This window comes from Sulfurospirillum sp. 1612, from assembly GCF_036556685.1.
Lineage (GTDB): Bacteria > Campylobacterota > Campylobacteria > Campylobacterales > Sulfurospirillaceae > JAADIZ01.
The window spans coordinates 205,861-221,154 of sequence record NZ_CP140614.1 but is presented as its reverse complement, the minus strand read 5'-3'; the positions used below and the strand labels follow the sequence as shown (position 1 = coordinate 221,154).

General features: G+C 39.9%; 13 protein-coding genes. 9 read left to right on the top strand and 4 right to left on the bottom strand.

Annotated features, from left to right (window positions below; translation table 11 throughout):
• Positions 1-46: 46 nt before the first annotated feature.
• From SFB89_RS01125 to SFB89_RS01110, 4 genes are read left to right on the top strand one after another with little or no spacing between them, the layout of a single operon-like run.
• The gene (locus tag SFB89_RS01125) at positions 47-1,303 is read left to right on the top strand and encodes a TolC family protein (protein ID WP_331775114.1); all 1,257 of its coding nucleotides are present in this window, start codon (positions 47-49) and stop codon (positions 1,301-1,303) included.
• Positions 1,300-2,442, top strand: a complete 1,143-nt coding sequence (locus SFB89_RS01120; protein WP_331775113.1) for an efflux RND transporter periplasmic adaptor subunit — start codon at positions 1,300-1,302, stop codon at positions 2,440-2,442. Before SFB89_RS01125 ends, SFB89_RS01120 begins: the two co-directional genes overlap by 4 nt.
• Positions 2,439-3,584: an ABC transporter permease gene (locus tag SFB89_RS01115; protein WP_331775112.1), complete on the top strand. Its 1,146-nt coding sequence runs from the start codon at positions 2,439-2,441 to the stop codon at positions 3,582-3,584. Before SFB89_RS01120 ends, SFB89_RS01115 begins: the two co-directional genes overlap by 4 nt.
• A gap of 1 nt (position 3,585) precedes the next feature.
• Positions 3,586-4,275, top strand: coding sequence for an ABC transporter ATP-binding protein (locus SFB89_RS01110; RefSeq protein ID WP_331775111.1), 690 nt, complete (start codon positions 3,586-3,588; stop codon positions 4,273-4,275).
• A gap of 7 nt (positions 4,276-4,282) precedes the next feature.
• On the opposite strand, the gene SFB89_RS01105 is transcribed toward SFB89_RS01110, so the two are convergent.
• The 4 genes from SFB89_RS01105 to SFB89_RS01090 all read right to left on the bottom strand — a co-directional run bounded on the left by SFB89_RS01105 (position 4,283) and on the right by SFB89_RS01090 (position 9,949).
• Entirely contained in the window at positions 4,283-4,570 is a 288-nt protein-coding gene (locus SFB89_RS01105) for a hypothetical protein (RefSeq protein WP_331775110.1), read from the bottom strand.
• A 61-nt stretch (positions 4,571-4,631) separates the two neighbouring features.
• The gene (locus SFB89_RS01100) at positions 4,632-7,814 is read right to left on the bottom strand and encodes a molybdopterin-dependent oxidoreductase (RefSeq protein WP_331775109.1); all 3,183 of its coding nucleotides are present in this window, start codon (positions 7,812-7,814) and stop codon (positions 4,632-4,634) included.
• Positions 7,814-8,983: an NrfD/PsrC family molybdoenzyme membrane anchor subunit gene (nrfD, locus tag SFB89_RS01095; protein ID WP_331775108.1), complete on the bottom strand. Its 1,170-nt coding sequence runs from the start codon at positions 8,981-8,983 to the stop codon at positions 7,814-7,816. The genes SFB89_RS01100 and nrfD overlap by 1 nt, the downstream gene beginning before the upstream one ends.
• Positions 8,984-8,992: 9 nt before the next feature.
• Complete coding sequence (locus SFB89_RS01090; protein WP_331775107.1) at positions 8,993-9,949, bottom strand: 4Fe-4S dicluster domain-containing protein; 957 nt, start codon at positions 9,947-9,949, stop codon at positions 8,993-8,995.
• 142 nt (positions 9,950-10,091) lie between these two features.
• Here SFB89_RS01090 and phnD point away from each other — a divergent pair, with 142 nt between their 5' ends.
• The 5 genes from phnD to SFB89_RS01065 all read left to right on the top strand — a co-directional run bounded on the left by phnD (position 10,092) and on the right by SFB89_RS01065 (position 15,277).
• Positions 10,092-10,958: a phosphate/phosphite/phosphonate ABC transporter substrate-binding protein gene (phnD, locus tag SFB89_RS01085; protein ID WP_331775106.1), complete on the top strand. Its 867-nt coding sequence runs from the start codon at positions 10,092-10,094 to the stop codon at positions 10,956-10,958.
• Entirely contained in the window at positions 10,955-12,625 is a 1,671-nt protein-coding gene (locus SFB89_RS01080; RefSeq protein ID WP_331775105.1) for a sensor histidine kinase, read from the top strand. Before phnD ends, SFB89_RS01080 begins: the two co-directional genes overlap by 4 nt.
• A complete protein-coding gene (locus SFB89_RS01075; RefSeq protein ID WP_331775104.1) occupies positions 12,622-13,980 on the top strand; it encodes a sigma-54-dependent transcriptional regulator in 1,359 nt (452 codons plus the stop codon). The genes SFB89_RS01080 and SFB89_RS01075 overlap by 4 nt, the downstream gene beginning before the upstream one ends.
• Before the next feature lie 79 nt (positions 13,981-14,059).
• Positions 14,060-14,707, top strand: a complete 648-nt coding sequence (locus SFB89_RS01070; protein ID WP_331775103.1) for a ferritin family protein — start codon at positions 14,060-14,062, stop codon at positions 14,705-14,707.
• A gap of 54 nt (positions 14,708-14,761) precedes the next feature.
• Positions 14,762-15,277: a ferritin-like domain-containing protein gene (locus SFB89_RS01065; protein WP_331775102.1), complete on the top strand. Its 516-nt coding sequence runs from the start codon at positions 14,762-14,764 to the stop codon at positions 15,275-15,277.
• Positions 15,278-15,294 lie beyond the last annotated feature (17 nt).

Sequence of the window (15,294 nt, the reverse complement as noted above, 5' to 3'; positions counted from 1 at the left end):
CTATGTCATAATCTCAAAATAAAATTGATTTATCGCAAGGATATTGATGAAAACGATGACTATTTTCATAGCGTTTTTGGTGATGCTTAGTCCCTTAAATGCCCAATCTCTTACCCTCCATGAATGCATCACTAAAGCACTCTCTACCCATCCTGATATCAAAAAATTCATCTTGCAAGTAGAACAAAGCAGGTATGCAAAAGACGCCATTAAGGCAGATAATCGACCGCAAATCAGTCTCAATGCCGAATATGACCCAACGCACACCTTCACCATGACACAAAATGGGGCGTTTGATACTACGCAAGCAAGCGGTTGGCAAGGTGGGGTGAACATCAATCAAAAAATTTGGGATTTTTCTAAAACCTCTTTTGCCATCAAAGCCGCACAAAAAAGCGAAAATATCGCCGCACTTTCACTCAAAGATGCCAGGGCACTTTTGGTCTATTATGTGAAATTGCAATACGAACAAATACGCGTACAAAAAGAGGCTATTCTTGTGCGAGAACAAGATATGAAAAGCAAAAAAGAGCTTTATGAACAAGCCAAAGCATTGCTCAAACAAGGAATAAAAACCAAAGCCGATACGACACGATTTCTCTCCGCCTTTTATAACGCCAAAGATAACCTGAGTATCGCACACGCCAATCTTGAAAAAGCAAGGATTGCGTTGGCTACCCTAATCGGCGAACCGATTAAAAAAGATGTCACTCTGGATGCGATGATTTACAAAAATACCAAAGAGATAATGCATCTTAATAACGCTTCAATGCTTGAGCACAATCCACAATTACAAGAAATCAAAGAGACGATAGACAAAAATAAATATTTATATCAAGAAGCAAAAGCATCGCGTTATGGCTCCATTGATGCCTCACTATCCTATTCGCACCAGGACATATTGTACCGCTACAATAATTCTATCGTCGGCATCAGCTTTAAAATCCCACTTTACAGTGGCGGACGCACGGCTGCTGTGATTCAGCAGGCTAAAATCAGCCAAGAGATTTCAAAGAGAGCGTATCAATCAAAAAAACTAGCCCTACAACAAGAATTGGCACAATTATTGACCGATTTCAAACGCTACAATACAACCATAGCTTCCAAAAAAGTTCAACTCGAAGCATCCATCCAGACCAAACAGCTCATTGAAGCCAGATACAAAGAGGGCTTGTCCACTTATATCGAAGTGTTAGATGCAATATCTCTTTATTTAAATGCTAAATTAGGCTTGATTGAAGCACATTATGAACAACACAATATCATCAATAGAATCGAATATTTACAAGGAAAAACACTATGAAAACATGGGTCAAATACCTCATCGCTATCATTCTAATCGCTCTATTTGGAATCCTTTTTTACACCAAAGTCTATATTCCAAAAGATACCTTTACCATCGTCTCTCCCCAAAAAGGCACCTTGCATGTGAGTATCCATGGTATCGGCAATGTCAGCGCTAAAGAAATCTATCCCATTACCGCACAAAGCGGCGGCAAAATTACAGCCATTCTCACAGATGAAGGCCAATGGGTCAAAAAAGGAGATGTGCTCATTGTGATGGATGGTGAGGAGTTACAAGCACAACTTGAAAGTGCACAAGCCAGTTTGCAAAAAGCAACATTTGATATCCAAGCCAGCAACAGTGAGCTCAAAAATACTCAAGCGCAAAAAACATTGATCCAAAAAACCTATGATCGCTACCAAACACTTAATCAACAAGGCTATGTCACCAAAGCGGAGTACGATAAAGCCCAAAGTGATCTCCAAAGTATCCAAGCGGCCATCACAGCAGCACGCGCTAAAATCAAAGCCTCCAAGGCAGAAGCACTCCGAGCCCAAAAAAATGTCGAAGCGCTACAAATCAAAATCAAAAACTTAAAAGTGTATGCCCCTGTTGATGGATTGGTATTATCCAAAGGGGCACAAGAAGCACAAGATGTCCTTCCGACCACGGCCATTTTGACAATCGTCGATCCCAAAACCTTGTGGGTTGAAACCAATATTGATGAGCGTATCAGTGCACAAATCAAGCCCAATCAAAAAGCTTCCATCGCCCTCAGATCGCACCCCAATCATCCCTATTCGGGCAAAGTGGTCAGAATCGAAACGCAAAGTGACGCGGTGACGCTAGAGCGCAAAATTGATGTTGCCTTTGATACGATTCCTGAACCCTTTTATATCAATGCCCAAGCGCTGGTTACCATCCATGTCAAAAGCTATGAGAATGTTTTTAAAATCCCTTTGAACTTGCTAGTGAATTACAAAGGAACACTGGGTATTTGGACTGTAAAGGATGGACACGCCTCCTTTCAAAGGATTCATAAAATCGCACAAAATGAGAATGAAATCGCACTCTCAAATATTGATGAACAAACCAGAATCATCGTGCCTGAGGCCAATAAAAAACCACTACAAGAGGGGATGAAAATAAGAGAATGATTAATCTAGCCAAAGAAGATATCAAGCATACATTCGGCAAGTTTATCGTCACCGCAATGGGGGTGGGAATGTTATTGGGTATTGTCCTTATCATGATAGGCGTGTATCGCGGGATGATTGTCGATGCAGAAGTCTTACTCGATGATATCAATGCTGATCTTTGGATTGTACAGCAAGATACGCTAGGGCCTTTTGCTGAGTCTTCTCGTGTTCATGAGGATTTAAAATACACCATTGCCGCACTTCAAGGCATCGATAAAAGTGAGGCCATCACCTTTCAAAATATCCAACTCCCACAGCATGGCCAAAAAATCCGTGTCACCGCGGTGGGGTTTGACCCTTATGGACGCATCAATCCTATAAAAGAATCCAAACTCATCGCAGGTAGAGGATTAAAAAGAGACCATTATGAGATTGTCGTCACGGATAAAACTGGCTTTAAATTGGGAGATGAGATTCCACTGGGAAGAAATTGGTACAAAGTAGTGGGTATCACCACAGGTACCGTCTCATCAAGTGGAGATTTGCTTGTTTATTTGAGTTTAAAAGATGCACAAGAATTACAGTTTTTATATTCTAATAAAGAGATTCAAAATGACCGTGCCCGTGGTATCATCAACAAAGACTCCCATATGGTCAATGCAATCATCGCCACGATAAAACCAGGATATGGAGTGGATGAAATCGCTCAAAGTATCCGAACGTGGCAACATAAAAGCGTCTACACAAGAGATCAACAACAAACCATACTCACTAAAAATCTCATCGAAAAATCTTCAAAACAAATCGGGATGTTTACCGCCATCCTCATCATCGTCTCCACGATTATTATCGCGCTGATTTTATACACGATGACGCTCGAGAAGATGAAAGAAATCTCTATCATGAAGCTGATTGGTTTACCCAATAGCATGATTCTTAAGATGATTATCCAAGAAGCTTTGATTTTGGGTATTTTGGCATTTATTTTTGGCAATATCTTTTCACATCTCATCTATGCAAAATTTCCAAAACGCGTTGTTTTAGAAATCCCTGATGCCTGGATGCTCTTTTTTATTGTGATTGTGGCATCAATTCTAGCTTCATTTGTCGGGATTAAAAAAGTCATGAATGCAGACCCCGCTGCTGCGATAGGAGGATAATATGGGCATCAAACAAGCGATTAAAGTAGAAAATCTCAACAAACATTTTGGAGAAGGTGACACTTTTGTTGATGTCATCAAAGAGGCCTCTTTTGAGATTAACAAAGGCGAATTGGTCGCACTCATCGCACCTAGTGGGGCAGGCAAAACTACACTTTTGATGATGATTGGCTGCCTTGAAGAGCCCAATAGTGGCAAAATATGGCTGGGTGATGAACTGGTTTATCATGATAAATGGCTCACCAAAGAGACACGAAAGATACGAAGAGAAAAACTCGGCTTTATATTTCAAGCACACTATTTAGTACCTTTTTTAAATATCATCGATAATATCACGCTCGTGCCGCAAGCCAACGGGGTTGAAGAAAAAATCACAAAAGAAAAAGCACGCGAGCTTTTAAAATATTTTGATATTGCAGAAAAAGAAAAAGCAATGCCTTCGCAACTCTCAGGAGGACAAAATCAACGTGTTGCTATCGCGAGGGCATTAGCAAATAATCCACAAATCATCCTAGCAGATGAACCCACAGCAGCTCTGGATATGCAACGGTCTGTTGATGTTGTCAAAATGCTCAAACAAATCGCCACCCAACAAGATGTTGCTATTATCATGGTCACGCATGATGATCGGATGCTGGAGTATTGTGATCGAATTATGAAGATAGAAGATAAGGCATGTGTATTTGAGTAAGCTTGATTTAACAGCCCTCTTCTACCTCATCAAGTGCATTCAAATCTTCCATGACACTTAATATCTTGCCGGTTTTATCTAAGGTAAGACACTCTTGTAAATGTTTCGTTTTTATGATGGCATAATAATTTCCATTTTCCATTTTTTGAAAAAATAAAAATATTACTTTTTGATTTTTATAGTAGCGTACAATACTGGGCTTCATGATATCTTCGAACACATCTCTCTCATGTGCTGGCGCAACAGAACCTATCATGATAGCCATAAAAACCGCACACCATAATCTACCTCGCATCATCACCCCTCTCATGATACAATGAACCCGCCAAGGATGTTTCCTTGACGGGTTCACACTGTCACACTTTTTCAAGTCCTACAAATGAATCATAGAACACAGCTGACCCGCCGATCATATCTTCTAAAGTAGAATTTTTGAGTCCGCTATCCACCGTCAATGCGGCATTAGAACACAAACCGCTCTCTCTGGCTTTTTCCCCTTTGATAACAGTACCATCTACCATGATATCTCTGGCACCATATGCCCAGTGACCAAAACTCCAAGAGACGCTGATGACACCAGGTTTTAGGCCTTCAATCGCTCTAATTTTACCGATCATTGGCTTTTTACCTGATGGTCCCAAATCCCAGTTACCACTTGGATTGTCCGCTGAGACGATTTTTGCCATATCACCATCTCTTAATCCCATATCTGAGGCAGTTTGGGCATTGATGTCGATAGTATTTTCAGGCATTATCGCTTGCAACCAGTAATCCACAGATTGCGTTCTTGCTTGACCTCCGGTTATCGGTTTATAAGTGATAGAGCGAAGTGGATAGGCACTGCTTCCCACGACTTCTTTACCCGTATAATCCACGGCTTTGTTAAATTGACTAATGCCACCAAACTTTTTACCGGTATAACAGTGTCGTGTATTGGCAACATTTTCGCAGTAGAAATTAAACATTTTGCCAAATTTATGCAATATCTTATCACTATTTGCCACATTTTTGGTATATTTTGTGAAATCCTCACCACGAGCACCACGGTTGAGGAGGTAAATGGTCTTTTTGAACCAATTTTTACCATTGGCATCAATACAAGCTTTTTCCCATCGTGCAAAATCAAAGGTTGCCGAACTCATATGACGTCGTGCTTTTTTGAAAATTGCAATCTCTCTATCATCTGCTTCTGGTAAATCATCCCCCTTGTGATCCCCTGCTGCAATATTTGCGGCCAATTTGAGATACCAATCTTCCGTTCTTTTGAAGGGAATACCTTTGCCAAAACCATCATCTCCAAATCCTGGAAGTCCTAGTTTTTCAGCCATCGCTAAAAGCATGGATTCATAACCGATATGTTGTTTTTCACCAAAAACACTCACGACATCGGTCAATGGCTCGATGGTTGGTTGTCTAAATTTTGACATTTTCGTCACCGCAGATGGTGGCACATGTGGGCTTCCCCATCGTTCCCAAATCGCTTCATCCGGAAAGATATAATCAGCAAACATACTACTTTCACCAATCGCTACATCATTAGCAATATACAGTGGCGTCTTTTTCAGATCAAGAATGGTCTGCATTGACATTTGTGCTGCCGGATTTGACAGAAGCGGTGTCCCCATAATCGTCATCAAAATCTTGACGCTATAAGGGTAGGCATCATCCATAGAAGGAATTGCTTCTTGATAGACATTTCCTGTATGTGGGAACCACGGTCGTTTGGCAGGATAGCCGTATTTTTGGAAATAACTGCTATGCTCATAATAAGAGCCCTCGCGGGTTATTTTGTGTCCAAACGCTTTGGTTTTTCCCGGATATGCATCTACTTTAAGATTAAAAGGACCACCTTTACTACCATCTTCGTGGTAATGTCCACCCCCTTTAATCAAACCCCCGTTATAATCGATATTTCCAATCAACATATTGAGATAAATAACGGCCATTCCATTATAATATCCATTGGTGTGTTGCACCGGACCTCGGTACATCTCCGCTCCGGCTTGTCGGCCGTATTTTGTATATTCTCTCGTTAATTTTACAATCTCTTTCACACTAAGACCGGCCTCTTTTGCCCACTCTTCCATAGATTTGCTCATGGCATACTCTTTTACCATCATCAATTCTGATTTGACTTTGATACCCCCAAGCTCACCTGAGAAGAAGAGATCTCCAACGATTGGATTGAGCTTGTCGTTGGTATTAACGGCCACGGGCTTTCCATCTTTGGTCGTGACAAACTCATCACTGGTTCCGATGCCAATATCACTGGCTCTTAGTTTTTTGCCCGGTCCCTCTTTATCAAATGCCACTAAGTGTGTCGCGCTCGTCCAACTCTCTTCATTCGCATTTTTTGCCGCGGCTTTATTGGCATTGGCCAAAAATTCTTTATTAATCTTGTCATTTTCAAACATCCATCTAATCATCGCATAAATCAAGGCAGCATCACCACCAGGGCGTACGGGAACCCATTGCCATGCTTTAGCCGCACTTTTTGAAAATCTAGGATCGACTACTGCGACTTTACAACCTTCATGCGTCACGGAATTGGTGACTAAGTTGGCCATGATTGGAGGTCCAAAGTTTGCTTCCACAAAGCCCGTTCCAAAAAAGATAACAAATCTGGCATTTCTAAAATCGGGTTTTAGATGCTCTGCTGCTGGTTTCCATTTGCCTTTGCCTAAATATTGGCTGGTGACTTGTTTATAGGCGATATGGTGAGATTGCTCACAAACGGTAGTATGCTCCATAAAGTTGATACTTCCAAAAGAGCCTTTTTGCCATCTTTTTGCCAGTTCTTTTCGTCCGTGTTCCATTCTTCCTGCCAACATGACAAATTGGTTATTTTTGGGTCCAAGATCGGGCTGGTCCGGATCAATTAATGTATGAAGGTGTGCTTTGTACTTTGCCTTAAAATCGGCTAATGCCATCTTGCCTTTACCGACATTCATCGCATCTGCTGCCATCGCTTTGGCAATGCTAGCATCTTGCAAGGCACGCACTTGTCGCAAGCCTTCTACCACTCGATTCTCTTCTCCTGGTACGTGTGAGAACAGTTTTCCTCCCTCAACGACTTCAGTAATCGCTTGATCGAAAGGAATCACTTTCCATTTATTTTCACCCCGTTTACCATCTCTTTTTAATACTTTGACAACACGGTATGGGTCATAAATCGTTTGAATCCCTGCTTGACCTTTAGGACAAAGACCCGCATCAATCTTCGCACCCACTTGGATATCTGTGGATGTTGGAATCGGGCTGTTAAGGTTTTGTATCGAGTATGGATTACCATCGATTTTCACCGCGACGCCATCTTCAATTTTGACCTTGATGGGACAGGCAGTATGACACTGCAAACAGACAGAATAAATCACATTCTCAGCATCATTGAGAGGATAATCGATTTTACCCCTTCCTGTTCCTTGTGAATTAATCTTTTCAACGGCACCCAAACATGCGGCAGAACCACCAAGTAGGGCTGAAGTTTTAAGGAAACTTCTTCGGTCCATGGGTTTGTTTTCTATAATTTCATTTTTCATTATTCTTCTCCTGCTACTTGATATATTGGTAAGAGTTTTTTACCGATCATAAAGACGGCCATCACAACCGCTACGATAAAGAACAGTACCTGCCACTCCATGGTTGATGGCAAATATGAGAATGTCAATTTGCTATGCACCCAAGCTTCAGCGATACCTTGAAATCCCGGATCAATCATCCCTGGGATTACGATATTGAGTCTCACCGCCAAGAAACTACCCGCAATCAATAAACCAGCCAGCGCGATGGCACCGGGGGATTTTGATTTGACAGTGAGTAAAAACAGTGGAATTAACACCCCAATGAGGATGTGAACAACCCAAAAAGTAAACCAATAGGGTCCGAACAAAATCTCTTGCCAGATATGTCCCTCACCAAATGCGGCATAAAAAGTTCCAATATACACTTCTGAAATCTCTAAAATTTCATCTAAAATCAAAAGTGCCAAAGTGGTTTTTCCCAAAAATATCATCATTTTTGAAAACTCTTCTTGTGACTGGTTGGGTCTCCAGATATAAGCGACGGTTGCAAATAGTGCACCCCCACTCAAAAAGGCGCCCGCCAAAAAGACAACCGGTAACATGGGTCCATGCCAGAACGGTTTTGCGATGACATTAGCAAAAACACCACCCACACCTCCGTGGAACGCAAATGCCAATGGAATACTCCAAATTCCTAAAACGATTAAAATCTTTTTGATAGACTTTTGTTTGGCACCTTGTGCTTGCTCTTTTTTGATTGCTAAATACAATTCAACACAAAGTGTTATAAAATAAGCCGTATATAAAATCGCCATCCATCCCATCATGGAGTGAAGATTTGGATCAAGGATTAGGTTGAAGGCTCGCAAAGGATGACCCAAATCAAGTCCCACAGAAATCATCGCACCAACCAAAGTAGCTATGGCTACCAAAAACGCCATCTTGCCTACTTTTTTAACAGCTTGGATATCAAACACATAGGTCATGACCGAAATCATCAAAGCCCCTGCTGATAACCCAATCAACCAAATATAAGATGAAATCCACAATCCCCAAGGGATATAAGAACCATACGCGGTATTAATATGTCCATTCGTAAATCTATCTATGATACCAGGCATACCCCAGGCACCAAAACCAATGATTAAAATCCAAACCAGGATGTTGCCCATTTTTTCTCTTGTCATCTCATCCCCCTACTTAATATAATACACACTAGGATGTGTACCAATCTCTTCTTTGAGTCTAAAAGCATTAGGTAATGCCACAAGCTCAGAAACCAAACTATCTGGATCATTAGCATCGCCAAAATAAGTAGCCCGTCCAATACATGTCACAACGCACTCAGGAAGCAACCCCTTCTCGATTCTAGGGATACAAAAATGACATTTTCGCGCGTTGCCTATCGGTGATTCTTCGCCTTCTCGCTTCCACTCTTTGGCATATTCATAAGAAGCCAACGTTTCATATTTGCCTGCTTTATCTTTGCCTAAAAATACTTTTGGAGCGTCTGCGGCATCATCGATGTACTCTAAACCAAAATCAAAAGTTCTCGCATCATAAGGACATGCAGTCAAACAATACCGACATCCAATACATTGGTCATAATCAACAATCACAATACCATCGGCACGTTTCCACGTCGCTTCAGCCGGACAAACCGGCACACAAGGAGGCTCATCACAATGCATACAAGGACGGGGTAGTGTCACATGACCTACATTGGGATAAGTTCCGATTTCTTGTTGAATAACAGGTCGGTAAATCACCCCTGGTGGTAGTTTATTTTCAGCAGCACATGAAACAGAACAGGCGTCACAACCGACACATTTTCTTAAATCAATCACCATATTCCAGCGTCGTAGCTCGATTGGTTTTTTAAGTGCTCTTTGAAGATCACGCATCATTCTTAGGATAGAATCCTCTCCGGGTTGGTATTCTGGCAAGTCAAAAGATTCAAATGGTGTAGAAAAATTGATATTGCTACCATCCATCCTCGCTTTGGCTTGAGTGGGGGCAAGGGCATTGACAATACCTCCTGCTATCAACCCGCCAAATATGCCTTTACTAAACTTGTCTAAGAATTCTCTCCTAGACGCATCGGTTTCTAAAGTCAGTGTTTCGCCAACTTTTCGAAGCTCATCTTTGCTCATGGCAACTCCTTTAAAGCAGATTTTTACATTACATGTATATAATACGCATACAGTTTGTACCTCTATAGGCGCAAATACTATTCCAGTTTTTTATAAATCCCACAATTTGGGCGTTGTCGTATATTTTTAAAGGAAATACAATATGAAAAACGATAAAAAATTTTCCACCGGTGGTAAAATTTTTACCACTTTTTTACTGCTTTTTACACTCTTTTTACCGCTTGATGCTAAAAATATTACCTTTTCATTTACCGGCACTACACTCAAAGAAGATTTAAAAACCTATCTACAATGGAAAACATATTTAGAACAAAATTCAAAGTTTAAAATTGATATTAAATTTGCCCGAACTTATGCGGAGGTCGTCTCCAATATAAAAGATGCAAAATCTGATATCGCCTATGTTTGTAGCTCTACTTATACCCTATTAAAAGACAAAGACAATGCTGATTTATTGGCCATCCCGATTATCAATGGTCAGGACAAATACTACTCAGAAATCATTGCACTCAAAGGCACAAAATATAAAAGTATTATGGATTTTAAAGGAAAAATCTTTGCGTTTACTGACCCTGACTCCACCTCAGGCTCCATTGCCCCCACGTATACAATTTTTATGCACGGAGACACAATCACCAATTTTTTTAGCAATCTTATCTATACGTATGATCATGGTGAATCTATAAAAGCGGTATTAGATGGATTTGTTGATGGGGCGAGTATCGATAGTTTGGTCTTGACACAATATGCCAAAAAACACCCCAAAGATATGCAAAATCTAAGAGTGGTACAAAAATTGGGCCCCTATACCATTTCACCTATCGTAGCGCGTAACAACCTCAATAAAAGAGAATTTCAAGAACTTCAAAACCTCTTTTTAAATATGCACCACACCAAAATCGGTAAAGAAATTTTGAATCATCTCAATATTGACCGATTTGAGAAGCCAACCAATCAAACCTATTCTAATATCTACAAAATGCTCAATGCATTAAAAGAAAAAAAATGACCAAACTCTTACACTGGTTGCACTCACAATCCATCTATACCAAATTGGCTTTTTTGATTTTCATGATTATTTTCATATTCTCTTCTCTCATCGTCGTACTTGCCATCGATACGTCCAAAAAACAGACCAATGAAATCATCAATGAAATGATTGATAGCAACATCCAATCTAACAAAGATTTTCTCACCAGTGCCATCTTGGCTAATGACCGGTGGGCTTTGTTTAAGTTTCTCAAATCCTTCTCTCAAAATAGTGCTATTAAAGATGCCGGTATTATCGATAAGCACTCTATTGTCTTGGCACATACCGACACCGCGCGTCACAAGATGGGAACCCGCCTTGATGACCCCGAAGAACACAAAATACTTCCTTTCAAAAAAGATGGTGTACTGCTGGGATATTTTGTCTTAGATATTGAAAAAAGCTCCATCAAAAATATGCTCGAGAGGAGCTTTTCAACCAACTTTTTAATCATGACCTTTGCAGCTGTTTTTTCATTTCTTTTTGCCATTTATTTTATGAAAAATCTACTGGATCGACTCAATATATTGCGAGATAATACCAAAGCGATATCGCTGAAAAAGTGGGATGACATACGCGAGATACAAAGTGTTGAAAATGATGAAATTACGGATCTTGTCAAGACAACCACCCTCTTACTCAAAGAGATCAAAGAATCGGTTAAAAAAGAAGAAGAACTCAAAAACTTTTACCAACGCACCTTGGCATCGGTGGATGTTTTCATTGTCATTTGTGATGAAGATCTCAATATCATGTATCAAAACGAACATCCCATCAGCACACTGTTGCTTGAAGAGAATCAATTTAAAAGCGAATACATCACAAACCTCATTCAATGCTATCAAAATCACTCATGTACTTTTTGTAAACAAAAAATCACGAATGATTTGGGCGAAGATTTATCATTGTATTATCAAATTCAATTGGTCAATGAATACCTTGTCATCTCATTTTCTGACATCACGCAACTCTCAAAGCTAGAAGAAAATGAGAAAATCCTCCACTCCCTCAAAACGTTGGGTGAAATCAGCTCTTTATTTGCGCATGAAATCAAAAATCTTTTGCAACCTTTAAAACTATTACTCCAAGAAGATGAAGAGATTGATAAAGAGGATTTGCACATCATTCATAACACTCTCAATCGTATGGATGCCCAAGTTATCGACTTTTTATCATTAGGAAAACCGATTGACCAGCGGGATATCGTCGCTCTTCCCATTCAAAAATCTTTGGATGAATTGCTGGCTATTTTGCAACCAAAACTGCAAGAACACCACATCCATATAAAACAGTATGTCCAAGATGGTTTGCATGTCAAAATCAGTAAAAATTCCTTTGAGATGATTGTACTCAACCTCATCAATAATGCGATAGATGCCATCAAACAAAAGGGGAATATAGAGATAAGTTGGGTCAAAAAACCTAACCAAATGAGTGAACTCAAAATCACAGATAGTGGATGTGGCATACCAAAAACATTGCGAAAGAAAATTTTTAAACCTTTTTTTACAACCAAAAGTCACGGCTCTGGATTGGGACTTTTTACGGTGTATAAGATTGTCTATCTCTCAGGAGGTCAAATTCACATCGCCGATGACGATACGACGACCTTTATCATAAAACTACCACAAGGAGAATTATCGTGAAGATTGCCATCATAGACGATCAAGATGAGATTCGGTATTCTGTTTCTAAGATTTTAAAGAGAGCAAAATATGAAACGGTTCTATTCCATGGTTTGGAATCTGATATTATTGCGCGCATTAAAGACGAGCAGATTCAGCTTTTGATTGTAGATATTATGCTCTCGGATGATTTTTCAGGTATTGATTTGATAAAAAATTTGAGACAGCACAACATCACACTCCCTGCGATTTTGATGACGGCCTATACCACCCCTACGAATATGATTGAAGCCTCAAAAATTGGTATCAAAGATATTCTTCAAAAACCTTTCACCGTCGATGAACTCAAGAATATCGTCAAAAAATATGAAGAAAAAGATGATGCTTTTATCCAGGTACTAGATCAAATCAATGAAGAATTTGTCGGCTCTTTTGAGACGATGAAGGATATCTATAGCAAAATCGGCGTAGCGGCTAACAATGATTTGCCTATCATGATACTAGGGGATACCGGCACAGGAAAGGAGCTCATCGCCAACCTGATCCACAAAAATTCAAGAAATTCAAAATCTGAAATTTTAGCCATCAATTGTGCTTCGATTCCCAAAGAACTCTTTGAATCGCAACTCTTTGGTCATGAAAAAGGCGCTTTTACTGATGCGAGAACGGCACATATCGGATTTGCAGAATCAGTGGGAGATGGCACGCTATTTTTGGATGAAATCGGAGAGATTAGTACAGAATCACAAAGTAAATTGCTTCGATTTTTAGAAAATAAAACCTTTCGACGTGTCGGAGGTACTCATGATATAAAATTTCATGGTAGGATTATCTCTGCGACTAATATCAACATCAATGACAATATCGAGAAGGATCTTTTTAGGCAAGATTTATACTATCGTCTCTCCATGATTAAAATTGAAATACCCGCACTCAATCAACGCAAAAAAGATATTCCGGCATTGGTTGATTTTTTTATCAAGCAAGCCAACACTGAACTCAATCTCAATATCAAAGGTATTTCAAATGACGCATTGGAATTGCTCAAAAAACGAACCTACAAGGGCAACATCCGAGAATTAAAAAATACCGTTTATAACTCAGCCCTCAATGCGCATGAAGATGTCATCCAAAAAGAGCATATTCAATTTGAAATCGAAAAAACAAAAGATTGCAGCGCCCAAGAGATTATTGCACAAATGATTGAAATACGCGGTATCGAAAATGCAAAAGAGATTCACAATAGTCTAGAAAAAGAGTTTTATGACATATTACTACAAAAATGTGACAACATCACACATTTGGCAAAATATTTGGATATTTCACGCAGTACGCTTCGAAATATTTTGCGCAAACATCATATTATATCAGAGTAAATATAATGCAAATAATTCCTATTGACATATTATTTTTATTCAGTTAAGATTTTACAAACACTTTAATGAAGGAGTAAGAATGAAGCAGTACGAAACCTACAAATGTAATGTTTGCGGTAACGAAGTAGAGGTACAAAATGTTGGGGGCGGAACACTGACTTGTTGTGATCAAGCCATGGAATGCACTACCAAGGATCTCACAGCCGTCAATCTCATGAAGGCCTTTGCCGGAGAGTCTCAAGCTCGAAATAAATACGAATTTTTCGGCGAACTCGCACGTGAGGCAGGATGGCATGTCATTGCAGAACATTTTATGGAAGCGGCACAAAATGAAAAATACCACGCCAAAGCAGAATATGAAGCTTACAACAAACTGGTCTATGGCATAGAAATGCACGAAACCCTCAAAAATCTCGACATTGCAATTGCAGGTGAAAATTATGAGCATACAGAGATGTATCCAAATTTTGCAGCCATTGCCGCAGAAGAAGGACATAAAGAGATCTCAAGATTGCTCAAAGCCATCGCTAAAGTAGAAGTCGAACACGAGAGAGAATATGCCGAACTTAAAAAAGTACTCGAAGAAGAGGGCTTCTTTGATAGTGATGAAGATGAATTTTGGGTTTGTGAAGTCTGTGGCCATGTTCACAGAGGCAAAAAACCACCAAAAGTATGCCCACTTTGTAAAGTACCACAAGAGTATTTCAAAAGACAACACCTCGTCTAACCCCTTGGTACTTGCCTAAAAAGTAAGTACCTTACTGAATCAAAGGAAAATATTATGGCAAAAAGAGGAATTTCTATCTTAAAGGGAATCGAAGCTGACGCAGTCGTCACACTTCTCAATAAAGCTTATGCCGATGAATGGTTGGCCTATTATCAATATTTTATTGAAGCTAAAGTCGTCAAAGGCATCATGAAAGATGCGGCTATTGCAGAGCTTGACCAACACGCGGCTGATGAGTTGCGCCATGCGACAATGGTGTGTGATAGGATTATGCAACTTGGCGGTACGCCCCTTTTACATCCGCAAGATTGGCTCACGCACACAAATTGCGGTTATGATGCCCCAACTGATGCCAACGTATTGCCGGTATTAGAACAAGCCATCAAAGGAGAACAATGCGCCATTAGCATCTATTCGAAACTTGCCGATACGACACGAGAGCGCGATATTGTCACCTATGATATGGTCTCTCAAATACTAGCAGATGAAGTTGAACATGAAGAGGACTTGCAAGCCTTGTATGATGATATTCATGAATTTATAGCCGAAGTGAAAAAAAATGTACAGTAAGTCCTAAAAAAAGGGGG

What these genes read in the sequence shown, in the direction of transcription:
- SFB89_RS01120 (WP_331775113.1), top strand. Translation starts at nt 1,300, where the DNA reads ATGAAAACATGGGTCAAATACCTCATCGCTATCATTCTAATCGCTCTA.
- SFB89_RS01110 (WP_331775111.1), top strand. Translation starts at nt 3,586, where the DNA reads ATGGGCATCAAACAAGCGATTAAAGTAGAAAATCTCAACAAACATTTT.
- SFB89_RS01105 (WP_331775110.1), bottom strand. Translation starts at nt 4,570, where the DNA reads ATGCGAGGTAGATTATGGTGTGCGGTTTTTATGGCTATCATGATAGGT.
- SFB89_RS01065 (WP_331775102.1), top strand. Translation starts at nt 14,762, where the DNA reads ATGGCAAAAAGAGGAATTTCTATCTTAAAGGGAATCGAAGCTGACGCA.
- SFB89_RS01070 (WP_331775103.1), top strand. Translation starts at nt 14,060, where the DNA reads ATGAAGCAGTACGAAACCTACAAATGTAATGTTTGCGGTAACGAAGTA.
- SFB89_RS01125 (WP_331775114.1), top strand. Translation starts at nt 47, where the DNA reads ATGAAAACGATGACTATTTTCATAGCGTTTTTGGTGATGCTTAGTCCC.
- SFB89_RS01100 (WP_331775109.1), bottom strand. Translation starts at nt 7,814, where the DNA reads ATGAAAAATGAAATTATAGAAAACAAACCCATGGACCGAAGAAGTTTC.
- nrfD (WP_331775108.1), bottom strand. Translation starts at nt 8,983, where the DNA reads ATGACAAGAGAAAAAATGGGCAACATCCTGGTTTGGATTTTAATCATT.
- SFB89_RS01080 (WP_331775105.1), top strand. Translation starts at nt 10,955, where the DNA reads ATGACCAAACTCTTACACTGGTTGCACTCACAATCCATCTATACCAAA.
- phnD (WP_331775106.1), top strand. Translation starts at nt 10,092, where the DNA reads ATGAAAAACGATAAAAAATTTTCCACCGGTGGTAAAATTTTTACCACT.
- SFB89_RS01090 (WP_331775107.1), bottom strand. Translation starts at nt 9,949, where the DNA reads ATGAGCAAAGATGAGCTTCGAAAAGTTGGCGAAACACTGACTTTAGAA.
- SFB89_RS01115 (WP_331775112.1), top strand. Translation starts at nt 2,439, where the DNA reads ATGATTAATCTAGCCAAAGAAGATATCAAGCATACATTCGGCAAGTTT.